General features: G+C 70.9%; 22 protein-coding genes. 19 read left to right on the top strand and 3 right to left on the bottom strand.

Annotation, left to right across the window (positions count from 1 at the left end):
• Positions 1-55 precede the first annotated feature (55 nt).
• Entirely contained in the window at positions 56-562 is a 507-nt protein-coding gene (locus tag JOL79_RS30245; RefSeq protein WP_210159329.1) for an adenine phosphoribosyltransferase, read from the top strand.
• Between the two features lie 277 nt (positions 563-839).
• Positions 840-3,020: a RelA/SpoT family protein gene (locus JOL79_RS30240; RefSeq protein WP_210159362.1), complete on the top strand. Its 2,181-nt coding sequence runs from the start codon at positions 840-842 to the stop codon at positions 3,018-3,020.
• Positions 3,021-3,109: 89 nt separating this feature from the next.
• Here JOL79_RS30240 and JOL79_RS30235 read toward each other — a convergent pair whose 3' ends face one another.
• Together JOL79_RS30235 and JOL79_RS30230 are read right to left on the bottom strand one after the other, a co-directional pair.
• A complete protein-coding gene (locus JOL79_RS30235; protein ID WP_210159328.1) occupies positions 3,110-4,339 on the bottom strand; it encodes a DUF349 domain-containing protein in 1,230 nt (409 codons plus the stop codon).
• A 59-nt stretch (positions 4,340-4,398) separates the two neighbouring features.
• The gene (locus tag JOL79_RS30230) at positions 4,399-5,265 is read right to left on the bottom strand and encodes a peptidylprolyl isomerase (RefSeq protein ID WP_307848812.1); all 867 of its coding nucleotides are present in this window, start codon (positions 5,263-5,265) and stop codon (positions 4,399-4,401) included.
• Between the two features lie 269 nt (positions 5,266-5,534).
• Here JOL79_RS30230 and JOL79_RS30225 point away from each other — a divergent pair, with 269 nt between their 5' ends.
• The 3 genes from JOL79_RS30225 to aspS are packed head-to-tail and all read left to right on the top strand — an operon-like array spanning position 5,535 to position 9,216.
• Entirely contained in the window at positions 5,535-6,218 is a 684-nt protein-coding gene (locus tag JOL79_RS30225; RefSeq protein WP_210159327.1) for an MBL fold metallo-hydrolase, read from the top strand.
• The gene (gene hisS, locus JOL79_RS30220; RefSeq protein WP_210159326.1) at positions 6,218-7,474 is read left to right on the top strand and encodes a histidine--tRNA ligase; all 1,257 of its coding nucleotides are present in this window, start codon (positions 6,218-6,220) and stop codon (positions 7,472-7,474) included. The genes JOL79_RS30225 and hisS overlap by 1 nt, the downstream gene beginning before the upstream one ends.
• On the top strand, positions 7,471-9,216 hold the full coding sequence (aspS, locus tag JOL79_RS30215; protein WP_210159325.1) for an aspartate--tRNA ligase: 1,746 nt from the start codon (positions 7,471-7,473) through the stop codon (positions 9,214-9,216). Before hisS ends, aspS begins: the two co-directional genes overlap by 4 nt.
• A 78-nt stretch (positions 9,217-9,294) precedes the next feature.
• Here the strand turns inward: aspS and JOL79_RS35690 are convergent, their stop codons facing one another.
• Complete coding sequence (locus tag JOL79_RS35690) at positions 9,295-10,185, bottom strand: peptidylprolyl isomerase (RefSeq protein ID WP_210159324.1); 891 nt, start codon at positions 10,183-10,185, stop codon at positions 9,295-9,297.
• A gap of 222 nt (positions 10,186-10,407) precedes the next feature.
• Between JOL79_RS35690 and JOL79_RS30205 the strand changes: the two genes are divergently transcribed.
• The 14 genes from JOL79_RS30205 (at position 10,408) to JOL79_RS30140 (ending at position 23,180) form a co-directional block, all read left to right on the top strand.
• A complete protein-coding gene (locus JOL79_RS30205) occupies positions 10,408-10,881 on the top strand; it encodes a DUF2231 domain-containing protein (protein ID WP_210159323.1) in 474 nt (157 codons plus the stop codon).
• A gap of 51 nt (positions 10,882-10,932) precedes the next feature.
• The gene (locus JOL79_RS30200; RefSeq protein ID WP_210159322.1) at positions 10,933-12,240 is read left to right on the top strand and encodes a replication-associated recombination protein A; all 1,308 of its coding nucleotides are present in this window, start codon (positions 10,933-10,935) and stop codon (positions 12,238-12,240) included.
• Between the two features lie 102 nt (positions 12,241-12,342).
• Positions 12,343-12,837, top strand: a complete 495-nt coding sequence (locus tag JOL79_RS30195; protein ID WP_210159321.1) for a DUF948 domain-containing protein — start codon at positions 12,343-12,345, stop codon at positions 12,835-12,837.
• Positions 12,834-13,076 (top strand): hypothetical protein, encoded by a 243-nt coding sequence (locus JOL79_RS30190; RefSeq protein ID WP_210159320.1) that lies wholly within the window; start codon positions 12,834-12,836, stop codon positions 13,074-13,076. The genes JOL79_RS30195 and JOL79_RS30190 overlap by 4 nt, the downstream gene beginning before the upstream one ends.
• Position 13,077: 1 nt before the next feature.
• Complete coding sequence (gene alaS, locus JOL79_RS30185; protein WP_210159319.1) at positions 13,078-15,750, top strand: alanine--tRNA ligase; 2,673 nt, start codon at positions 13,078-13,080, stop codon at positions 15,748-15,750.
• Between the two features lie 28 nt (positions 15,751-15,778).
• On the top strand, positions 15,779-16,279 hold the full coding sequence (gene ruvX, locus JOL79_RS30180; RefSeq protein ID WP_210159318.1) for a Holliday junction resolvase RuvX: 501 nt from the start codon (positions 15,779-15,781) through the stop codon (positions 16,277-16,279).
• A complete protein-coding gene (mltG, locus tag JOL79_RS30175; protein WP_210159317.1) occupies positions 16,276-17,307 on the top strand; it encodes an endolytic transglycosylase MltG in 1,032 nt (343 codons plus the stop codon). Before ruvX ends, mltG (JOL79_RS30175) begins: the two co-directional genes overlap by 4 nt.
• A gap of 180 nt (positions 17,308-17,487) precedes the next feature.
• The gene (gene mltG, locus JOL79_RS30170) at positions 17,488-18,627 is read left to right on the top strand and encodes an endolytic transglycosylase MltG (RefSeq protein WP_230985749.1); all 1,140 of its coding nucleotides are present in this window, start codon (positions 17,488-17,490) and stop codon (positions 18,625-18,627) included.
• Positions 18,627-19,472 (top strand): shikimate dehydrogenase, encoded by an 846-nt coding sequence (locus JOL79_RS30165; RefSeq protein WP_210159315.1) that lies wholly within the window; start codon positions 18,627-18,629, stop codon positions 19,470-19,472. Before mltG (JOL79_RS30170) ends, JOL79_RS30165 begins: the two co-directional genes overlap by 1 nt.
• Positions 19,473-19,650: 178 nt before the next feature.
• On the top strand, positions 19,651-20,337 hold the full coding sequence (gene infC / locus JOL79_RS30160) for a translation initiation factor IF-3 (RefSeq protein WP_443674008.1): 687 nt from the start codon (positions 19,651-19,653) through the stop codon (positions 20,335-20,337).
• Between the two features lie 131 nt (positions 20,338-20,468).
• Positions 20,469-20,663: a 50S ribosomal protein L35 gene (rpmI, locus tag JOL79_RS30155; protein ID WP_210159314.1), complete on the top strand. Its 195-nt coding sequence runs from the start codon at positions 20,469-20,471 to the stop codon at positions 20,661-20,663.
• Positions 20,664-20,683: 20 nt separating this feature from the next.
• Entirely contained in the window at positions 20,684-21,064 is a 381-nt protein-coding gene (gene rplT, locus JOL79_RS30150) for a 50S ribosomal protein L20 (RefSeq protein WP_210159313.1), read from the top strand.
• A 68-nt stretch (positions 21,065-21,132) separates the two neighbouring features.
• Positions 21,133-21,966: a TrmH family RNA methyltransferase gene (locus tag JOL79_RS30145; RefSeq protein WP_210159312.1), complete on the top strand. Its 834-nt coding sequence runs from the start codon at positions 21,133-21,135 to the stop codon at positions 21,964-21,966.
• A 119-nt stretch (positions 21,967-22,085) separates the two neighbouring features.
• Positions 22,086-23,180 (top strand): sensor histidine kinase, encoded by a 1,095-nt coding sequence (locus JOL79_RS30140; protein ID WP_210159311.1) that lies wholly within the window; start codon positions 22,086-22,088, stop codon positions 23,178-23,180.
• Positions 23,181-23,213 lie beyond the last annotated feature (33 nt).

Genomic DNA, 23,213 nt, shown 5'->3' with positions numbered 1-23,213 from the left:
CGGGGACGCCCCTTCGCGTCGCCCGGGGGCCCGGTGATTGGCCTATCGTTGGCACGTGACCGACTGGACCGCGCTCATCAGAGACATTCCCGACTTTCCCCAGCCCGGGATCCTGTTCAAGGACATCACGCCACTGCTCGCCGACCACGCGGCCTTCACCCAGGTCGTGGACGACCTGGCCGCGGGCCTGACGTTCGACAAGGTGGTGGGCATCGAGGCGCGCGGTTTCATCCTCGCGGCCCCGGTGGCGTACCAGAGCGGAGCCGGATTCGTGCCGATCCGCAAAAAGGGCAAACTGCCTGCCGAAACCCTGGCGGCGTCCTATGCTCTTGAGTACGGCTCCGCGACGATCGAGGTGCACGCCGACGCGTTCGACGCCGGCGACCGGGTCCTGATCGTCGATGACGTCCTCGCCACGGGCGGCACGGCGGAGGCCGCGGTGGAGCTGGTCAGGAGGGCCGGCGCCCACGTGGTCGCGGCGTCCTTCCTGATGGAGCTGTCCTTCCTCTCCGGCCGTGACCGGCTGTCCGGTCTGGACGTCCGGGCCCTCGTCGCCGTGTGAGGAGCCGGGCGGAGGCCGCAGCGGGGCACGCGGCGAAGTGTGCTGTGGCAGCACGGATACACTGAGGAATCTGGACTCGACGTTAGGAGTCTGTGTGCCCCGTGATGTGGTCGTTCCCGACAGCGCCCGGGAGGATCGCGGAGTCGTCTCCGACGACGTCCCCGAGCCCGCCGACGCGCCCGCAGAGGCGGTGCACGAGCCGGCGGCGGGCGCCGAGGAGAAGCCTGCGCCGGCGACACGACGCAGGCTCTCCCGTTTCGGGGGGCAGTGGGGTGCGATGAATCCGGTTCTGGAGCCGTTGTTCAAGACGGTGCGGGCGACCCATCCGAAGGCCGACCTCCGTGTGATCGAGCGTGCCTACGATGTCGCCGCGTACCACCACAGAGACCAGAAGCGGAAGAGCGGCGACCCGTACATCACCCATCCACTGGCCGTCGCGACGATCCTGGCGGAGCTCGGGACCGACGACGAGACCCTGTGCGCGGCGCTGCTGCACGACACGGTCGAGGACACGGCCTACAGCCTCGACGAGCTGAAGGCCGACTTCGGCGACAACATCGCGCTGCTGGTCGACGGCGTCACCAAGCTCGACAAGGTCAAGTTCGGCGACGCCGCGCAGGCCGAGACGGTGCGCAAGATGGTGGTCGCGATGTCGCGCGACATCCGCGTCCTGGTGATCAAGCTGGCCGACCGCCTGCACAACATGCGCACCATGCGCTACATGCCGGAGCACAAGCGGCAGCAGAAGTCACGCGAGACGCTGGAGATCTTCGCGCCGCTGGCCCACCGGCTCGGCATGAACACCATCAAGTGGGAGCTGGAGGACCTCGCGTTCGCCATGCTCTACCCCAAGCGATACGACGAGATCGCCCGGATGGTGTCGGAGCGGGCGCCCCGCAGAGACCTGTTCCTGCACGAGGTGATCGAGAAGGTCTCCGCCGACCTGCGCGACGCGAAGATCAAGGCCACCGTGCGCGGCCGGCCGAAGCACTACTACTCGATCTACCAGAAGATGATCGCCAAGGGTGTCGCCTTCGACGACATCTACGACCTGGTGGGCATCCGCGTGCTGGTCGACACCGTACGCGACTGCTACGCCGCGCTCGGAACGATCCACGCTCAGTGGAAGCCGGTGCCGGGCCGGTTCAAGGACTACATCGCCATGCCCAAGTTCAACATGTACCAGTCGTTGCACACGACGGTCATGGGGCCGGAGGGCAAGGCGATCGAGCTGCAGATCCGCACCCGGGCCATGCACAACCGGGCCGAGTACGGCGTCGCCGCGCACTGGAAGTACAAGGAGGAGACCGTCGGCTCGGGCGCCGGCAAGGTCAAGCAGGTCAACGACATGGCCTGGCTGCGGCAGCTGCTCGACTGGCAGAAGGAGACCTCCGACCCCGGAGAGTTCCTGGAGTCGCTCCGCTTCGACCTGTCGGTCTCCGAGGTGTTCGTCTTCACGCCCCGGGGCCAGGTCATCGCCCTGCCCGAGGGCGCCACCCCGGTCGACTTCGCGTACGCCGTGCACACCGAGGTGGGGCACCGATGTATCGGCGCCCGCGTCAACGGCCGCCTGGTGCCGCTGGAATCACGCCTCGGCAACGGCGACACGGTTGAAATTTTCACGTCCAAGTCGCCCGACGCGGGGCCGTCCCGTGACTGGCTGAAGTTCGTCAAGAGCGGCCGGGCCCGCAACAAGATCCGTCAGTGGTTCTCCAAGGAGCGCCGCGAGACCGCCATCGAGGCCGGCAAGGAGGCGATCGGGCGGGCCATGCGCAAGCAGGGTCTCCCGCTCCAGCGGCTGATGTCGGGGGAGGCCCTGCTGGCCCTCGCCCACGACCTGCGCTATCCGGACGTGTCGGCGCTGTACGCCGCCGTCGGAGAGGGCCACCTGACGGCCCAGGCCGTCGTCCAGAAGCTCGTACAGTCCCTGGGCGGCGTGGAGGCGGCCGAGGAGGACATCGCCGAGGTCGCGGTCCCCACGCGGCTCAGGGGGCGCGCCGGGGCTCATTCCAACGCCGGGGTCATGGTGGCGGGCGACCCCGACGTCTGGGTGCGGCTCTCGCGCTGCTGCACGCCGGTCCCCGGCGACGAGATCGTGGGGTTCGTGACCCGCGGCCACGGGGTGTCGGTCCACCGGGCGAACTGTCCCAACGTCGAGCAGCTCAACGCCCAGCCCGACCGGCTGGTCCGGGTCTCGTGGTCGCCCACCGACGACTCGGTCTTCCTCGTGGCGATCCAGGTGGAGGCGCTCGACCGCCCCCGGCTGCTGTCGGACGTCACCCGGACGCTGTCCGACCAGCACGTGAACATCCTGTCGGCCTCCGTCGCCACCACCCGTGACCGGGTCGCCGTCAGCAAGTTCACCTTCGAGATGGGCGACCCCAAGCACCTGGGGCACGTCCTGAAGGCCGTGCGGAACGTGCAGGGCGTCTACGACGTCTACCGGGTGAACAACTGACGGTCTCGCCGGGCGTCATCCCCGCGGGGAAGGCGTGGTGACCTTGTAGAACCCCCGTTCTGCAAGATCACATCGCCCTCCGCGGAGGGTCAGGAGAACTCGGCGAGCGTGCGCTCGGCCTCCTCCAGCCAGGAACGGCGGGCGGCGAGCGCCTCCTCCGCCTCCTTGGCGTCCTTGTCCCGGCCCGCGGCGCGCGCCTTGGCGAGGCGGCCCTCAAGCTGCTCGATCGACCTGCGCAGCTGGTTGACCGTGTCCTGGGCGCGGGCCCGTGCCTCAGGGTTGGTCCGCTTCCACTCGGTCTCCTCGGCGCGGCGGATGGCGTCCTCGACCTTGCGCAGGCCGCCCTCCAGCCGGTCGCGCTGCTCGCGCGGCACCGGGCCGGCCGCCTCCCAGCGCTCCAGCAGCCCCCGCATGGCGGCGCGGGCCGTCCGGGCGTCGGTGATCGGCAGCAGCTTCTCCGCCTCGGCCAGCAGCCCCTCCTTGACCTCCGCGTTCGCGGCGAAGGAGGCGTCCCGCTCGGCGTAGACCGCCGACCGCGCCTGGAAGAACAGGTCCTGGGCGCCCTTGAACCGCGCCCACAACTCGTCTTCGACCTCACGGGAGGCCCGGCCCGCGACCTTCCACTGGCGCATCAGCTCGCGGTAGGCCGCCGCGGTCGTGTTCCAGTCGGTGGAGCCGGCGAGCGACTCGGCCTCGGTCACGATCCGCTCCTTGGCGGTGCGGACCGCGTCCCGCTGCTCGTCCAGCGACGAGAAGTACGCCTTGCGGCGCTTGGCGAACGCCGTCCGCGCCGCGGACAGCCGCTTCCACAGCGTCGCCTCGGTCGCGCGGTCGATGCGCTCGGCCGCCTTCCACTCCTCGACGAGCTGGCGGAGCCGTTCGCCGCCCGACTTCCAGTGAGTCGTCTCCTCGGCGATGCGCTCCGCCTCGGAGACGATCCGCTCCTTGGTCTCGCGCGCCTGGGCGCGGGCCTGGTCGCGGGCGGCCCGCACCTCCTCGCGCCGATGGCCCACATAGTCCGTCAGGGCGGTGAGCCGGTCCTGCAGGGAGCCGAGATCACCGATCGCGTGCGCCTCCGCGACGGCCTCGCGCAGCTTCGCGATGCCGGACTCCGCCTGCGCCGGCGCCAGGTCGGTCCCGCGCACCCGCTGCTCGAGGAGCTGGACCTGCCCGGCCAGCTCCTCGAACTTCCGGCGGAAGTACGCCAGCGCCTCCTCCGGCTCACCGGCCTGCCAGGACCCGACGGCCCGTTCTCCCTCAGCCGTACGCACGTAGACGGTGCCGTCTTCGTCTACCCGGCCCCACGGGTCGGTGGTCACCGTGTCCTCCCGCACTTGAATCAGCCTCCAGGGCCCGTTTTGCCCTTGGTTGTATTACGTCAGCTCTTGCTGGTGATTGTCACGTGTTTGATGATGACCGGCTGCTTCGGCGCACCTGTGCCGTCACCGCCGGGAGCGGCGATCACGCCCTTCTTGGCGACCTCGTCCAGGATTTCCAGCCCCTTGGTCACCGTACCGAAAGGCGTGTAGTCGGGAGACAGCCCGGTGTCCCCGAACACGATGAAGAACTGGCTGCCGTTGGTGTCGGGGCCGCTGTTGGCCATCGCCAGGACGCCGCGCGTGTACTTCGCGCCGGCCAGGTTCTCGTTCGCGAACCGGTAGCCGGGTCCGCCCTGTCCGTCGGTGGGGTTCTTGCCGTCCGCCTTGGCGAGCGGGTCGCCGCACTGCAGGATCGGGAAGGCCGAGGGCCCCATCCGGTGGCATCGGGTGTCGTCGAAGTACTTCTTGGACGCCAGGAACTTGAACGAGTTGACCGTGCAGGGCGCCTTCTGGGTCTCCAGCTGGGCCACGATGTCGCCGAGGTTCGTCTTGATCGTCATCGTCGCGGGGGCCGTGCTGACCTTCTCGGGCGGCAGGCCGACGTCCTTGATCTGCCCGCTGCCCTTGTCGGCGACGTAGCCGCAGGTGCCGGTCGACGGGTCGTAGGGCTTGGGCTGCCCCGCGGCCTCCGCGTTCGCCGACGCCGCGGGCGACGCCGCCGGGGAGGCGGCCGCCGTGGTGGTGGAGTCACCACCGCCGATGAGCGTGGTCGCGCCGACGACGCCGGCGATCACGACCAGGACCCCCACGCTCGTCCCGATGACGGCGTTACGCCTGGCCCTCTGCTGGCGCTCGGCGCGTGCCTGCATCTGCCTCAGGTGATGCTCCCGGGCCAGCTGCTTCTGACGGTCCTTGCCGGTGACCACTTCGACCTCCCGACTGTCTGTTCTTCCATGGTCCGCGTTCGGATCTCGATCTCGCCGGAGCCCGCCGCCGGTTGACCGGCGGAGAGGCCGCTCTGGGGCTGCTCGTTCTATAGCATCCGGCTCGACTACTCCAAGAATGACTATTGAGGTGGGCGAATCGTATCGGCAGACGGGCATTGATTCGCAGCCCGCCGACCCGCACCGGTACCCTTCGGTTACATTCGCTCGCGAAATCCTTGATACATCCTCACCACACCAGAGGCCGCTCCGTGCTCGTCGCCGGGTTTCCCGCAGGGTTGTTCCAGACCAACTGCTACGTCGTCGCTCCCGCCGCAGGCGAGGAGTGCGTGGTCATCGATCCAGGTCAGGACGCCGAGGCGGAGCTCGACGAGCTGATCCGCGAGCACCGGCTCAGGCCGGTCGCGGTGCTGCTCACCCACGGTCACATCGACCATATGTGGTCGGTGGTGCCGGTCTGCGGCGCCCGCGGCATTCCCGCCTGGATCCATCCAGCCGATAGGGAGCTGCTGTCCGACCCGGGCAAGGGGTGGAGCGAGCCGACCGGGCGGCTGTTCGGAGGGCTGGAGTTCAGCGAGCCCGACGACCTCAGGGAGCTGAGCGACGGCGCCACCCTGGAGCTGGCCGGTCTGGAGCTGACCGTCGAGCACAGGCCGGGCCATACCAGGGGGTCGGTGACGTTCAGGACGCCGCACGAGGACACGCAGATCCTCTTCGCGGGCGACCTGCTCTTCGCCGGCTCCATCGGCCGCAGCGACCTGCCGGGGGGCGACTACCCCACGATCCTGCGCAGCCTCGCCAAGACGATGACGCTGCCCGACGACACCACGGTCCTGCCCGGCCACGGACCGCAGACGACAATCGGCCGCGAGCGCGCGACCAATCCCTTCGTCCGGGAGGTCGCGCCGCACGAGGGCCCGACCAGGGGAATGTGATGACGTTTCAGGCGCCCAAGGGCACCTTCGACTGGATGCCGCCGCGCTCGGAATGGGCGCTCGCCGTACGGGAGGGGCTGTCCGCGCCCCTGCGGCGGGCGGGCTACGGCTACATCGAGACGCCCACCTTCGAGGACACCGCGCTGTTCTCCCGTGGGGTCGGCGAGTCGACCGACATCGTCTCCAAGGAGATGTACACGTTCGAGAGCAGGGGCGGCCAGTCGCTGACGCTGCGTCCGGAGGGGACCGCCGGCGTCATGCGCGCCGTCCTGGAGCACGGTCTGCAGGGCGGGCCGCTGCCGGTGAAGCTCTGGTATTCGGGCAGCTACTTCCGCTACGAACGGGCCCAGGCCGGCCGCTACCGCCACTTCTCCCAGGTGGGCGCCGAGGCCGTGGGCGCGGAGGACCCGGCGCTCGACGCGGAGCTGATCGTGCTGGCCGCCGACGGCTACGCCGCCCTCGGGCTGCGCGGCGTCCGGCTGCTGATCAACAGTCTCGGCTGCAAGGAGTGCCGCCCGGCCTACCGGGCGGCGCTGCAGGAGTTCCTGCGGGGCCTCGACCTCGACGAGCCCACCCGGCGGCGCGTGGAGATCAACCCGCTGCGCGTGCTCGACGACAAGCGGCCCGAGGTGCGGGCCCAGCTCACCGGGGCGCCGCTGGTGACCGACCACCTCTGCGGGGCCTGCAAGGCCTACCACGAGGAGGTCAGGGGGCTGCTGTCCGCGGCGGGGGTGGCCTACGCCGACGACCCGCGCCTGGTGCGCGGCCTCGACTACTACACCCGCACCACCTTCGAGTTCCTGCACGACGGACTGGGCGCCCAGTCGGCGGTCGGCGGGGGCGGCCGCTACGACGGGCTGAGCGAGATGATCGGCGGCCCGGCGCTGCCCAGCGTGGGCTGGGCCCTCGGGGTGGACCGCACGGTGCTGGCGATGGAGGCCGAGGGGCTGCTGGGCGAGCGGCCCCGGCACCTCGACGTGTTCGCCGTGCCCCTCGGGGAAGAGGCCAGGCGACGGATCTTCCCGCTGGTCAGCGAGCTTCGCCGGGCGGGTCTCGCGGTCGACATGGCCTTCGGCGGCCGTGGCGTCAAGGGCGCGATGAAGGCGGCCGACCGCAGCGGCGCCCGCTACGCCATGATCCTGGGCGACCGGGACATCGAGGCGGGAGCCGTGCAAGTGAAAGACCTGACCACAGCCGACCAGACCGCGGTTCCGCTCGCGGAGGTCGTCGACGTATTGAAGGGGAAAGTCTCGTGATCCGCACCCACGAAGCAGGGACGCTTCGTAAGGAGCATGCCGGTCGGCAGGTGACGCTGGCCGGATGGGTGGCCCGCCGCCGCGACCACGGCGGCGTCGTGTTCATCGACCTGCGCGACGCCTCCGGCTCGGCCCAGGTGGTCTTCCGCGAGGAAGACCACGCCCACGACCTGCGCTCGGAGTACTGCGTCAGGGTCACGGGCGAGGTCCGCCCGCGGCCCGAGGGCAACGAGAACCCCGAGCTGCCGACCGGCGAGATCGAGGTCGTCGCCGACGAGGTCGAGGTGCTGAGCGAGTCGGCCCCGCTGCCGTTCCCCATCGAGGGCGGCGCCGGGGTGTCGGAGGAGGCGCGGCTGAAGTACCGCTACCTCGACATCCGCCGCCAGCAGATCGCCGCGTCGCTGCGGATCCGCTCCCAGGCCACCTACCTCGCCAACGAGGTCATGCGCGAGCGGGGCTTCCTCTACGTCGAGACGCCGAACCTGACCCGCTCCACCCCCGAGGGCGCCCGCGACTTCCTCGTGCCGGTACGGCTCCAGCCGGGCAACTGGTACGCCCTGCCGCAGTCGCCGCAGCTGTTCAAGCAGCTCCTCATGGTCTCCGGCCTGGAGCGCTACTACCAGCTCGCGCGCTGCTTCCGCGACGAGGACCTGCGCGCCGACCGGCAGCCGGAGTTCACCCAGATCGACATCGAGATGTCGTTCGTCGACCAGGACGACGTCATCGAGCTCGGTGAGGCCCTCATCGGGCGGATCTGGAAGGAGACGCTCGGCTACGAGCTGCCCACGCCGCTGCCCCGGATGACCTACGCCGAGGCCATGGCGCGGTACGGCTCCGACAAGCCCGACCTGCGGTTCGGCGTCGAGCTGACCGAGCTGACCGACTACTTCGCGAACACCTCGTTCCGGGTCTTCCAGGCGCCCTACGTCGGGGCGGTCGTGATGCCCGGCGGCGCGTCCCAGACCCGCAGGGAGCTGGACGCCTGGCAGGAGTGGGCCAAGTCCCGCGGCGCCCGCGGACTGGCGTACGTCCTCGTCCAGGAGGACGGCCTGGGCGGCCCGGTGGCCAAGAACCTGTCGGAGGCCGAGAGCGCGGGCCTGGCCGAGGCGACCGGTGCGAAGCCGGGCGACGCCGTCTTCTTCGCCGCGGGCGCGAAGGCCGCCTCCCGCGAACTGCTCGGCGCCGCGCGGCTGGAGATCGGCCGCCGCTGCGGGCTGATCGACGAGTCGCTGTGGTCGTTCCTGTGGGTGGTCGACGCGCCCATGTTCGAGGAGGACGGCGAGGGCGGCTGGACCGCGGTCCATCACCCCTTCACGTCGCCCAAGCCCGAGTGGGCCGACAACTTCCAGGACCACCCGGCCGAGGCCCTCGCGTACGCGTACGACATGGTCTGCAACGGCATGGAGATCGGCGGCGGCTCCATCCGTATCCACCGGGCGGAGATGCAGCAGCGGGTCTTCGACGTGCTCGGCATCTCCAAGGAGGAGGCGGAGAGCAAGTTCGGCTTCCTGCTCGAGGCGTTCAAGTACGGCCCGCCGCCCCACGGGGGCATCGCGTACGGCTGGGACCGCATCTGCATGCTGCTGGCCGGCGGTGAGTCGATCCGCGACGTGATCGCGTTCCCGAAGACGGCGTCGGGCTACGACCCGCTCACCGGCGCGCCCACGCCGATCACGGGCGCCCAGCGCAAGGAGGCCGGGGTGGACGCCGCGCCGAAGGCGGAGGCGGCCACTCAGGGCTGACGGGCGGGCCCCGCGACGGGGACCTGTACGCGCGACGGCCGCCGGCCCCCGCAGGGGGACCGGCGGCCGTCCGCCGTGTCAGGAGACGACGACGTTCTTGACCAGGACCTTCAGCTTGGGGGCGTTGGAGCCGCCGTCGTCGCTGGTGATGTCGACCCCGTCCTTGGCGGTCTTCACCCCGCCCTTGACGATCTTGTCGACGATGTCCATGCCCTTCTTGACGATGCCGAAGGGCGTGTACGCCTGCGGGAGCTGCGCGTTCTCGTCGGTGTAGGAGATCGCGAACTGGCTGCCGTTCGAGTTGGACGCGTCGCCCGGCTGCGCCATGAAGACGACGCCGCGGGTGTACTGCGGCCCCAGGTTCTCGTCGTCGAACAGGTAGCCGGGGCCGCCCGTGCCGTCGGTCGGGTTCTCGCCGTCGCCCTTGGCCTGCGGGTCGCCGCACTGCAGCAGGCCGAGGCCGTTCGTCTGGATCGTCGTGAGCCGGTGGCAGACGGTGTTGTCGAAGAAGTTCTTCTTCGCCAGGAACGCGAACGAGTTGACCGTGCAGGGGGCGTCGCCGGTGGCCAGCTCGATCACGATGTCGCCGAGGTTGGTCCGCACGGTCATCGTGCTCGCCTTGATGACCGCCGCGCTCAGCCTCTTCGGCGGAAAGCCGACGAACTTGGCGGGGCTGCCGGTGTCGTCCTTGCGGTAGCTGCAGGTGACCTTGCGCAGGTCGGAGGGCTTCGGCGTCACCGTAGGCGGTGCCACGGTCGAGGGGGCCGCCGACGGCCCCACCGTGCTGGCCGAGGGGCTTGAACTGGCCGCCGCGTTGTCCTTCGAGCCGCCACTGCAGGCCGCGAGGCCGCCCGCCAGCGCGAGGACACCGAGCCCAAGGCCGAGGTGGAAGCCTCGCGTGCCGAGGGGGGTGGTGCGCCTGGCCGTGCTCCCGTACGGAGCCGGCTTCTGCCGATCAGTGTCGGTCACCGCTATGCCTTCCCTTTTTCCCTTGTTTACGACTGCTGCGTCACTCTATCCGTGATCCTCGTTGTGTTCGTGTAAAGCATGCGCCCCACGGGTATCACGAGAGTTTGCACTCATCTGTCTCTCAGAACTCCCTGCGAACCTCCTGGCGATCGGATCCGTATGAGGTGCAGGCGCCCCGGCATCACGGGGCGCCGCCAGGTCCCCTTCCAGGAGCGAGGAACGATGTTCGACCAGGTTTTCGGCCTTCCCGCGCACCCGCTGCTCGTCCACGCGGCGGTTGTCTTCGCCCCGCTTCTCGCGGTGCTCGCGATCGCCTACGTCGCCCTGCCGCGATTCCGGCACAAGCTCGACTGGGCCCTGGTGTTGTGCGCGCTGGCGGCGCCGGTGTCCGTCTTCGCCGCGAAGGAGAGCGGAGAGGCGCTGGAGCACCGGATGTTCGGCGGCAACGTGCCGGAGGCGGTCGAGTTCCACTCCCAGTTCGCCGACGTGCTCCTGCCGATAACCGCGATCCTGACCGTGGCCGCGCTGGCGCTCGTCTACCTCACGCGTAGCCGCCGCGGCCCCGACGGCGCCGGCCCGGCGCCCCGCGCCGTCACCGTCCTGGTGTCCGTCGCGTCGGTCGTGCTCGCCGTCGCCGTCGGCTACTACATCGTTCGTACCGGGGACGCGGGCGCGCGGGCGGTGTGGGCCGGCTGACCCGCGCGGGGCGGGCGCCCGGCGCCCGATCCTGCCGGTAGTGTCGGCGATGTGGACAGCCTGTTCGACTCGGCGGCCGAGGAGGCCCACCGCGGCCAGGAGCCCCTGGCCGTGCGCATGCGGCCGCGGGCGCTGGACGAGGTGATCGGCCAGCGGCACCTCCTCGGCCCCGGCACCCCGCTGCGGCGGCTGGTCGAGAGCGACGCCCCCATGTCGCTGTTCCTGTGGGGCCCGCCGGGGACCGGCAAGACCACGCTGGCCTACGTCGTCTCCAACGCCACCAGCCGGCGGTTCGTCGAGGTCTCGGCGGTGTCCGCCGGCGTCAAGGAGGTCCGGGCGGCGATCGAGCAGGCCCGGCGCGACCTGGGCATGACCGGCCGGCAGACGGTGCTGTTCGTCGACGAGGTCCACCGTTTCAACAAGGCCCAGCAGGACGCGCTGCTGCCGGCGGTGGAGAACCGCTGGGTCACGTTCATCGGCGCCACGACCGAGAACCCGTTCTTCTCCGTCATCTCGCCGCTGCTGTCCCGCTCGCTGCTGCTCACGCTGGAGCCGCTCGGCGACGACGACATCCGGGCGGTCCTGGAACGGGCCGTCGCCGATCCCCGGGGCCTGGACGGCCGGGTCGCCGTCCGTCCCGACGCCCTCGACCAGCTCGTACGGCTGGCCGGCGGCGACGCCCGCCGATCGCTCACCTACCTGGAGGCGGCGGCGCTGCTCGCGGACGACGTGACGGTCGACGTGGTCGAGAAGGCGGCCGACAAGGCGGCGGTCCGCTACGACCGGCAGGGCGACCAGCACTACGACGTGATCAGCGCGTTCATCAAGAGCATGCGCGGGTCGGACGCGGACGCCGCGCTGCACTACCTGGCGCGGATGGTCGAGGCGGGGGAGGACCCGCGTTTCATCGCCCGCCGCATCGTGATCTTCGCCTCGGAGGACGTGGGCATGGCCGACCCGACGTGCCTGCAGATCGCGGTGGCGGCGGCTCAGGCGGTCGAGTTCATCGGCCTGCCGGAGGGACGGATCAACCTGGCGCAGGCGGTCATCCACTGCGCGCTCGCGCCCAAGTCCAACGCCGTGGTGAAGGCCATCGGAGCGGCGTCCGACGACGTGCGCCGCGGCATGGTCGGCCGGATCCCCGGCCACCTGCGTGACGCCCACTACGCCGGGGCGAAGAAGCTCGGCCACGGCAAGGGCTACCAGTACCCCCACGACTTCGAGCACGGCCTGGTCCGGCAGGACTACGCGCCCGAGGAACTGCGCGAGCGGCGCTACTACGAGCCGACCGGGCACGGCGCGGAGGCCAGGTACGGCGAGCGGTGGGCCAGGATCCGCGCCTTCCTCAGGGGCGAATGAGCGCCGCAGGGCCGCCGTGGGCGTGTGATGCGGAACGGGGGGCAGGGCGTTCACGGTAAGGTCTTGCCATTCCGGCTCGGGTGATCTAAGGGAGATCGGCACATGCTTACCGCGGGAGAGCTCGCGGGCCTGGTCGTCGCCATTTTCTGGGCGATCCTGGTCTGCTTCATGGCCGTCGTGCTGGTCAGGCTGGCCCGGCTGCTCACCGAGACCCGCAGGTCGCTCGCCGAGCTCAGCGACCGGCTGGCGCCGCTGCTCGACGACATGGGCCAGACGGTCTCCGAGGCCAACCGGCGGCTGGTCGCCGTCGAGGCCGTCACCGAGAACGCCCGTCAGGTCACCGGGAACCTGGCGAGGATCACAGCGGTGGTCTCCACCCTGTTCGCCGGGCCGGTCATCAGGATCTCGGCGTTCGGGCACGGTCTGCGGGCCGCCATGTCCGGGCGGGAGCGGCGCGGGCCGGGCGCCTGGACCCGCGGCATGCGGACGGCCGAGCGCGGCGCCGCCGGTCCCCGCACGGGCGACCGGCCCCCGGCGGACCGGCGCGCGGCAGGTCGCGTGCCGGAGCCCCGGGCGGTCGGCCGGGGGCGCCGATGATCCGGCGACTGCTCTACATGGCCCTGGGCGCGTACCTCGCGGTCTGGACCATGCGTAAGCTTCAGTCATTGCGGCCCGACCACGTGGCCAGGCGCGCGGCCGACGAGCTGCGCGACTTCGCCGGCGACGTGCGCCGCCTGTCGGCGAGCAGGGAAACCGAGTTGCGCGCCGAGTTCGGGCTCGACAGGGTTGACCGTACCGCCACCAGCACAAACGACGACGCAAAGGATGGCCGCTGAGATGGAGTCGGCAGAGATCGCCCGCCGCTTCCTGCGTTTCTTCGAGGAACGCGGGCACACCGTCGTGCCCTCGGCCAGCCTGGTCGCCGAGGATCCGACGCTCCTGCTCGTGAACGCGGGCATGGTGCCCTTCAAGCCCTACTTCCTGGGTCAGCAGAAGCCCCCGTTCAAGCGGGCCACGAGCGTGCAGAAGGTGGTGCGCACGCTCGACATCGACGAGGTCGGCAAGACGACGCGCCACGCCAGCTTCTTCCAGATGCTCGGCAACTTCTCCTTCGGCGACTACTTCAAGGAGCAGGCGATCCCGTTCGCGTGGGAGCTGCTCACCCGGTCCGAGTCCGACGGCGGCTTCGGCTTCCCCGAGGACCGGCTCTGGGCGACCGTCTACCACGACGACGACGAGGCGTTCGAGATCTGGCACCGCAAGGTCGGCCTGCCCGCCGAGCGGGTCCAGCGCCGCGGCCTCGCGGACAACTACTGGCACATGGGCGTGCCCGGCCCCGGCGGCCCCTGCACCGAGATCTACTACGACCGCGGCCCGGAGTACGGCAGGGAGGGTGGTCCCGTCGCCGACGAGACCCGCTACCTGGAGGTCTGGAACAACGTCTTCATGCAGTTCCAGCTGAGCGCGGTCCGCAGCAAGGTCGACTTCGACGTCGCCGGGGAACTGCCGGCCAAGAGCGTCGACACGGGCATGGGCCTGGAGCGCATGGCCGCGATCCTGCAGGGCGTCGACAACATCTACGAGATCGACACCACGTACCGGATCCTCGACCGCGCGGCCGAGCTCACCAAGTCGAAGTACGGCCGCGACCGGCGCTCCGACGTCTCGCTGCGGGTGATCGCCGATCACATGCGCGCGGGCGTGATGCTCGTGGGCGACGGCGTGCTGCCCTCCAACGAGGGCCGCGGCTACGTGCTGCGCCGCATGCTCCGCCGGGCGATCCGCAACCTGCGCCTGCTCGGGGCGGGCGAGGAGCGCTACATGCACGAGCTCACCGCCGTCACCGTCGACGTGATGAGCAGGCTCTATCCCGAGCTCAAGAGCGACGCGGCCAACATCCACACCGTCATCGACGCGGAGGAGGCGTCCTTCCTGGGCACCCTCCGCACCGGTACGGCGATCTTCGACGCCGCGGTCGAGGAGACCAAGCGCAAGGGCGCGCCCACGCTCGGCGGCGACCAGGCGTTCCAGCTCCACGACACGTACGGCTTCCCGATCGACCTCACCCTCGAGATGGCCGCGGAGCAGGGGCTGGAGGTCGACGAGGAGGGCTTCCGGCGGCTCATGCAGGAGCAGCGCGACCGGGCCAAGGCCGACGCGGCGGCGAAGAAGACCGGCAACGCCGACATCTCCGTGTTCACCGGAATCCTGGAGAAGTCCGGCAAGGTCGCCTTCCTCGGCTACGAGTACACGACGGCCGAGGCGAACGTCGTGGGCCTGCTGGCCGACGGCGTGTCGGTGCCCGCCGCGGGTGCGGGGACGACGCTGGAGGTCGTGCTCGACCGGACCCCCTTCTATCCCGAGGGCGGCGGCCAGCTCTCCGACCAGGGACTGATCCGCACCGGCGGCGCCGAGATCGAGGTGCTCGACGTGCAGTCGCCGATCACCGGTCTCGTCGTACACCGGGGCAAGGTCCGTACCGGCGAGGTCCGGGTGGGCGACCAGGCGCACGCGGAGATCGACCTGGAGCGGCGGCGGGCCATCTCCCGCAGCCACACCGCGACCCACCTGGTCCACCGCGGGTTCCGCAACGCGCTCGGCGAGTCGGCGGCCCAGGCGGGCTCGGAGAACTCGCCCGGCCGGTTCCGCTTCGACTTCACCGCCGCCGGGGCGATCTCGCACAGCGTCCTGCGCGACGTCGAGGACGAGGTCAACGCGGTCCTGATCGACGACCTCACGGTCAACGCGTTCTACACGAGCCAGGCGGAGGCCCGCGCGATGGGCGCCCTGGCCCTGTTCGGCGAGAAGTACGGCAACGAGGTCCGCGTCGTCGAGGTCGGCGACTACTCCCGGGAGCTGTGCGGCGGCACCCACGTGGCCAGCTCCGGGCAGCTCGGCCTGATCAAGGTCCTCGGGGAGGCGTCGATCGGCGCCGGCGTCCGCCGGGTCGAGGCGCTCGTCGGCACCGACGCGTTCCGGTTCCTCGCCCGCGAGAGCGTGCTGGTGGCGCAGCTCAGCGAGCAGCTCAAGGTCCGCCGCGAGGAGCTGCCCGAGCGCATTGAGGGCATCGTCACCCGGCTGCGGACCGCGGAGAAGGAGCTGGAGCGGCTCCGCTCCGCCCAGGTCCTCGCCGTGGCGGGCGAGCTCGCCGCGGGCGCCCGCGACATCCAGGGCGTCTCGGTCGTGACACACCGCGCGCCTGATGGCACCTCCGCCGACGACCTGCGTAAACTCGCCCTTGATGTGCGCGGGCGGTTCCCGGGCGACCGCGCCGCGGTCGTCGTCGTGTCCGGTGTCCCCTCCGATCGGCCGGTCGTCGTGGCCGTGGTCAACGAGGCGGGGCGCGAACGAGGGCTCAAGGCCGGCAGGCTCGTCGGCGTCGCCGCCAAGACTCTTGGGGGTGGCGGTGGCGGCAAGGACGACGTGGCGCAGGGCGGAGGAAGCCGTCCCGAGGCGATCGGGGACGCGCTGCGCGCGGTCGAGGAGACAATCACCTCCTCACTCGGCTGACCGGCCGGGTGAGGGTGGGGACGGACCCATGAGGCACGGCGTCCGCGTCGGCGTCGACGTCGGCACCGTCCGTATCGGCGTGGCCCGCAGCGATCCCTCGGGGTTGCTCGCCACGCCGGTCGAGACCGTACGGCGCGGCCGGGGCGACCTCGGCAGGATCGCGGCGATCGCCGCCGAGCACGAGGCGATCGAGATACTCGTCGGACTGCCGACGTCCCTGTCGGGCAGGGAGAGCCACGCGGCCGCGGCCGCCCGGGAGTTCGCCGGACGGCTCGCCGCCCGGGTGACCCCGGTGCCGGTACGGCTGGTGGACGAGCGGCTGAGCACGGTCACGGCCCAGCGCGGGCTGCGGTCGAGCGGGGTCAGGGCGCGCGACCAGCGCGACGTCGTCGACCAGGCCGCCGCGGTGGTACTCCTGCAGGCGGCGCTGGACGGCGAGCGGATCTCCGGCCGGCCACCGGGACGACCACTGGAACCACCGCCGGGCCGCGGGCCCGGCGAGGAAGCGAGCGGCGGGACCGGCAGGTGAAGGCGTCACCGGCCCTGGTGGCCGGAGCCGCCGCGGTCACGGCGGCGATCGCCTTCGGGGTCCACGCCGCCGTGCGGCAGGAACCGGGGGCCGCCGACTACGCGGGCGCCGGCTACGGCGCCGTCAACGTGGACATCACGCCCGGAGCGAGCGCCGGGGACATCGGCCGGAGTCTGGAGCGGGCGGGCGTCGTGGCCAGTTCCAGGTCCTTCGTCCACGAGGTCACCGCGCGGGCGAAGGAGAACACCCTGCGGCCCGGCCGCTACCGGTTGCGGCGGCACATGGCGGCGGCGTCGGCCCTCGACCTGCTGCTCGCGCCCGGCTCCCGCGTCGTGCGCACGGTGACCGTGCCCGAGGGCCTGCGCACGGCGGAGGTGCTGACCGTCCTCGCGGCCGGCACGGGCATCCCGCTGGCGGACTTCACCAGCGCCGCCGCGCGGCCCGGCGACCTGCGGCTGCCCCCGTACGCCGAGGGCGACATCGAGGGCTTCCTGTTCCCCGCGACGTACGAGATCGAGCCGGGCACGACGGCGAGGGCGCTGCTGCGGAGCATGATCGCGCGGTTCCGGGTGGCGGCGGTCAAGCTGGCACTTGAGCGGTCCGCACCGGCCGTCAGGCTGACGCCGCGGCAGGCGGTGACCGTGGCGAGCATCGTGCAGGCGGAGGGCGGCGTCGAGGCCGACTACCCCAAGGTCTCCCGGGTGGTGCAGAACCGGCTGGCGCGCGGCGCGAAGCTGGAGATGGACAGCACGGTCAACTACGCGCTGAAGCGGCACACGCTGAAGGTCTCGGAGGCGGACACCCGGATCGAGTCGCCGTACAACACCTACCGTCGCCCGGGTCTGCCGCCGGGCCCGATCGGCAACCCGGGGGAGAGTGCCCTCAGGGCGACCCTGCACCCCGCCGTGGGCGATTGGTACTGGTTTGTCACGACTGATCCCCGTCGTAAAATCACCAAATTCACTGACAACGAGGCTGAGTTCAGGAAATATCGGCAAGAGCTGAACAGGTATCTCGGGACGAACTAGTGGTCTTCGGTACACCCCTCCCCGGTGAGGCGTGCCCGTCGCGGGCACGCCGGGCTCGCCACGCGTGCGCTCCGGGGGACGCGATCCTCACGTTTTCGACCCCCCTCGGTTTGGCGCACTCGCTTGACGGCAGGCCGCTCGTACCGAGAGATTGGCCAGCGCACTATGAATGACTTGGACATGGACTTCCTGCTCGGCTCGGAGGACGACGACGGGCCTCCCAGGCGTCGCCAGCCCGGCAGCCGCAGCCAGCAGCGGCGGAGCCGGAGGCGGCGCAAACGGCAGCGGCGCAAGGGTTTCGCCGCCACCGTGTTCGCCGTTGTGATCATCACCGGCGTGCTGGGCGGGGCCGGTTACTACGGGTTCAACCTGGTCCGCGGCGTGATGGTCCCGAAGGACTTCGCGGGTCCCGGCACGGGCGAGGTCACCGTGGAGATCAAGGAGGGCGCCACCGCCAGCGACGTCGCCGAGATGCTGGCCGACGAGGGCGTCGTGGCGAGCGCGCGGGCGTTCGTGAACGCCATCGGCGCGGCCGGCAAGAGCGCCTCGCTCCAGCCCGGCGAGTACGTCCTGCGCAAGGGGATGCCGGCGGCCGAGGCGGTCACCCTGCTCGACCCCAAGAAGCGGGTGCTCAACCAGCTGACGATCCGCGAGGGCCTGCGGCTCAGCAAGATCTTCGATGAGCTGTCCACGGCGACCGGCAAGCCGGTCGACGAGTTCAAGAAGGCCTCCCGATCCGATCTCGGGCTCCCGCCGTACGCGAAGGGCCGCCTTGAGGGCTTCGCGTTCCCGGCGACGTACGAGATCAGTCCGAAGCTCTCCGCTCAGGACATCCTGACCAAGATGGTCGACCGCTTCAACCAGGCGGCGGAGCACGCCGATCTGGAGGGTCAGGCCAAGCAGCTCGGCGTCTCGCCCCGGCAGATCATCATCGTCGCCAGCATCGTCCAGGCCGAGGCGGGGAACGTCCAGGACATGCCGAAGGTGGCCCGGGTGATCTACAACCGGCTCGGCCGCAACCCTCCGATGAACCTGGCGATGGACAGCACGGTCATGTACGGCCTCGACAAATACGGCATCTCGGCGTCCAACGCCGATCTGCGGAGCACCTCGCCGTACAACACCTACAAACGGCCGGGCCTGCCGCCGGGACCGATCAGCAACCCGGGCGACCACGCGATCGACGCCGCGCTGCACCCCGCCGACGGCAACTGGCTGTGGTTCGTGACCACCGATCCGAAGCGGGGCATCACCAAGTTCACGGACAACGAGTCCGACTTCATCAAGATCCGCGACGAGTTCAACAGGAACAACGGCTGATGGCGGGGCACGTCGCCGGAGCGCGCCGGGCCGCGGTGCTCGGCTCGCCCGTCGCCCACTCGCTGTCGCCGTTCCTGCACCGGGCCGCGTACGCCGCGCTCGGCCTGCACGACTGGCGCTACGACGCGATCGAGTGCGCGGAGGACGACCTCGCCGGGCTGCTGGAGACGATGGGCCCGGAATGGGCGGGCGTGTCGCTCACGATGCCGCTGAAGCGCGTGGTGCTGCCGCTGCTCGACACGGTCTCGGAGCTGGCCGTGGAGGTGGGCGGCGCCAACACCGTCGTCTTCCGCGACGGGCGGCGGCACGGCGAGAACACGGACGTGTACGGCATCGTGCGGGCGCTGGCCGAGGCGGGGGTGCCCGCCCCGGCCAGCGCGACGGTCCTCGGCGGGGGCGCCACCGCCGCCTCGGCCCTGGCCGCCCTGCGCGAGCTGGGGCTGACCACCGTCACCCTGGTCGTCCGCGACCCCTCCCGGGCCGGCGAGACGCTGAGCGTCGCCGAGCGGCTCGGCGTGACCGTGATCGTCCGCGGTTTCGGCGACCTCCCCGGCGGCGCCGACCTGGTCGTCTCGACGCTCCCGTCCGGGGCGGCGGACGGCGTCGCCGACGTGGTGGCCGCCTCCCTCCCCGACAAGGGCGCCGTCTTCGACGTCGTCTACTCGCCCTGGCCGACCGCGCTCGCGACGGCCGTACGCGATCGGGGACGCACGGTGGTCGGTGGGCTGCCGATGCTGCTGCACCAGGCGGTGCGGCAGGTGGAGCTGATGACCGGTCGCACGGACGTCCCCGTGGAGGCGATGCGCGCGGCCGGCGAGGCCGAGCTGGCCCGCCGGGCGGGCTGAGCGCGCGGGGGAATTGTTGGGGGGCCTTCCGGGGTTGTGGTAACGTAAGCACTCGATCGGTCCGGCATGACGCTGGACGCGCAAGCGGAGGTCCTCCTCCCACCTGATCCGCCGAAAGGCGGACGGGTCAAGGATCACACCGGAGTTTTCGGTAGGAGAGCTCAGTGACCCCGCATGCGTGACGTGCGGGGTTTTTCGTGTTCCCTGCACGGTCGAGCACCAAGCGGAGATCTTTGGAGGTCCCATCAGCACCGAGCCCCGCATCAACGACCGTATTCGTGTGCCCGAGGTCCGCCTCGTCGGCCCGAACGGCGAACAGGTCGGCATCGTCTCCATCGGCGACGCGCTGAAGCTCGCGCAGGAGAGCGACCTCGATCTCGTCGAAGTCGCGGCCACGGCCCGCCCGCCCGTCTGCAAGCTCATGGACTACGGCAAGTTCAAGTACGAGTCGGCCATGAAGGCGCGCGAGGCCCGTCGCAACCAGGCGCACACGATCATCAAGGAGATCAAGCTCCGGCCGAAGATCGACCCGCACGACTACGAGACCAAGAAGGGTCACGTCGTGCGGTTCCTCAAGGCGGGAGACAAGGTCAAGGTCACCATCATGTTCCGTGGCCGCGAGCAGTCGCGCCCGGAGCTGGGCTTCCGGCTGCTCCAGCGCCTGGCCGAGGACGTCACCGAGCTGGGTTTCGTGGAGTCACAGCCCAAGCAGGACGGTCGTAACATGATCATGGTGATCGGGCCGCACAAGAAGAAGGCCGAGGCCAGGGCCGAGAAGGCCGCGGCCAGGGCCCATCGCGGGGACGATTCGACGGACGGCTCCGCCGGGGAACTGGACGAGCAGCCTCCGGCGACGTCGGTCTGAACCATCGCGCGACGCCGCCGACGACACGAAGAAACCGGGACCGGGACGGTCTCGCGGAGCCAGGCAGTTGCCGCAGGCTCGGGAAACCGGCCCGGGTCTCGGCACGGACGAATGAGGGAGAGACGGCTGACATGCCGAAGATGAAGTCGCACAGCGGTGCGAAGAAGCGGTTCCGGCTCACCGGGACCGGCAAGATTGTCCGCCGCCGTGCCAACCGGCAGCACCTTTTCGAGCACAAGCCGTCCACCCGTACGCGCCGTCTCGAGGGCGTCGTCGTCATGTCCGACGCCGACACCAAGAAGATCAAGAAGCTGCTCGCTAAGTAACGACCCGGGGAGACTGAAAAATGGCACGCGTGAAGAGGGCGCTCAACGCCAAGAAGAAGCGCCGGGTCGTTCTCGAACGGGCAAGCGGTTACCGGGGTCAGCGCTCGCGGCTCTACCGCAAGGCCAAGGAGCAGATGCTCCACTCGATGACCTATGCGTACCGGGACCGCAAGGACCGGAAGGGCAACTTCCGCCGGCTGTGGATCCAGCGGATCAACGCCGCGGCCCGCCTCAACGGCATGACCTACAACCGGTTCATCCAGGGCCTGCGCCTGGCCGGCATCGAGGTCGACCGCAAGATCCTGGCCGACCTCGCGGTGAACGACGCGGCGACCTTCGCCACGCTCGTCGAGTCCGCGAAGAAGGCGCTGCCGTCCGACGTCAACGCGCCGGTCGCCTGACACCGCTCCGATGAGGGCCCGCCGTCGCCGGCGGGCCCTCATTCACATTGAGGGGGGAAGAGTCCCGCATGGCGGAACTCACCAACATCAGGTCACCCCGCGTCAAGGCGGCGCGCCGGCTGGCCAAGCGGGCCTTCCGCGACCGTGACCGGGCGTTCCTCGCCGAGGGTCCCCAGGCGGTCCGTGAGGCGCTGGCCGTCGAGGGCGTCACGGTCGAGTTGTTCGCGACCGCGGACGCCGAGGTCCGGCACGCCGACATCGTCGCCGCCGCCGTGGCCCGCGGCATCCCGGTGCACCGCTCCAGCGGTGAGGTGATGACCGAGCTGACGCAGACCGTCACCCCCCAGGGTCTGCTGGCGGTGTGCCGCTTCGTCCACGTGCCGCTGCCGGAGGCCGTACCGCCGGGCGCCCGCCTGGTGGCCGTGCTGGCCCACGTGCGGGATCCCGGGAACGCCGGCACCGTGCTGCGCACGGCCGACGCGGCCGGGGCCGACGCCGTCGTCTTCACTGACGCGTCCGTCGACCCCTACAACGGCAAGTGCGTCCGCGCCAGCGCGGGGAGCCTGTTCCACCTGCCCGTCGCCACCGGCGCGCCCGTGCCCGACGCCGTACGGCACGCCCGGCAGGCGGGGCTCCGGGTGCTCGCCGCGGACGGGACGGCGACCAGGACGCTCGACGAGGTGGACCTGTCCGGCCCGACGGCGTGGCTGTTCGGCAACGAGGCGTGGGGTCTGCCGCCGGAGCTGCTCGAACTCGCCGACGAGGTGGTCCGCGTGCCGATCTACGGCAGGGCCGAGAGTCTCAACCTCGCCACCGCGGCGGCGGTCTGCCTGTACGCGTCCGCCCGGGTGCAACGCCAGAGCTTATATCCGGTGGAACATCCCCCCACCCCCGCCTCCTGAGGCTGCCGGCGCCCTCCGGAAACCCGCTATTGTCGGCGATGGAGTCGCGGTGAACCGGGACGCCGGGCCTGCGGGCCGGGCCGTCCGCGGGGTCCGGCAGAGGTGGAGGAGACGGTTTCGTGCGTGGTGACGGCACCCCCGGCGGCGCCCTCGGCGAGGGGGACGGCGGGAGTGACCTCATCGACGTGGACGAGCTGCCCGACGGCCTGGTGGCGGCTGACCATCGGGGCGTCGTGCTCATGGTCAACCGGGTCGCCGAGCGCCTGACGGGGGTGGGCCGCGAGGCCGCGGTCGGCAGGCTGATCGGCGACGTCCTGCCGTTCCGTGACCCCGACGGCCGCGACTGGTGGAAGTGGCTCGACCCCCAGGGCGGGCTGATCAGCCGCAGCCGGCAGCCGGAGCGCCCGCTGCACCTGCCCGGCCGGCAGGAGCTTCTGGTGGCCGCGCGGTTCGTCCGCGCGCCCGCGCGCGGCGGACCGGTCACCCGGGTCGTGATCACGCTGCGCGACGCCTCCGCCCGGGCCCGGGTCGAGCGCAGCCGCGCCGACCTCGTGTCCACCGTCGCCCACGAGCTGAGGTCACCGCTGACGAGCGTCAAAGGGTTCACCGCGACGCTGCTGGCCAAGTGGGAGCGGTTCACCGACGCGCAGAAGCTCGTCATGCTGGAGACCGTCAACGCCGACGCCGACCGGGTGACCCGGCTGATCACCGAGCTTCTCGACGTGTCGCGGATCGAGTCGGGCCGCGTGGAGATCCACCGGCAGGTCGTGGACATCCCGGCGCGGGCCCGCCGGATCGTCGCCGGGCGGGTCGCGGCGGGGGAGCCGGCGGATCGCTTCGCCCTGGAGGTGCTCGGCGACCTGCCGGAGATCTGGGCGGATCAGGACAAGATCGACCAGATCCTCGCCAACCTCGTGGAAAACGGGGTGCGCCACGGTCGCGGTACGGTGACGATAGTGGTGGAGCCGGTCGAGTGGGGAGTAGCCGTGGCGGTCCGCGACCAGGGTGAGGGTGTGGCACCCGAGCTGGTTGACCGTGTCTTCCGCCAGTTCTGGCGGGGCCACGGGCGGCGGCGCGGCGGCACCGGGCTCGGCCTGTTCATCGTCAAGGGGCTGGTCGAGGCGCACGGTGGCTCGATCACCGTGCAGCGCGCGCCCGGCGGTGGCGCCGAGTTCCGATTTAGTCTGCCCACCGGCACCCCTGACTTCGCCTGAACGCGGCGCCTGTCCACACGCTCCGCGCGCGAA

The sequence above is a fragment of the Microbispora oryzae genome (assembly GCF_017896165.1).
In the GTDB taxonomy this organism is placed as follows: domain Bacteria; phylum Actinomycetota; class Actinomycetes; order Streptosporangiales; family Streptosporangiaceae; genus Microbispora; species Microbispora oryzae.
This window is presented reverse-complemented; position numbering and strand designations above follow the sequence as displayed.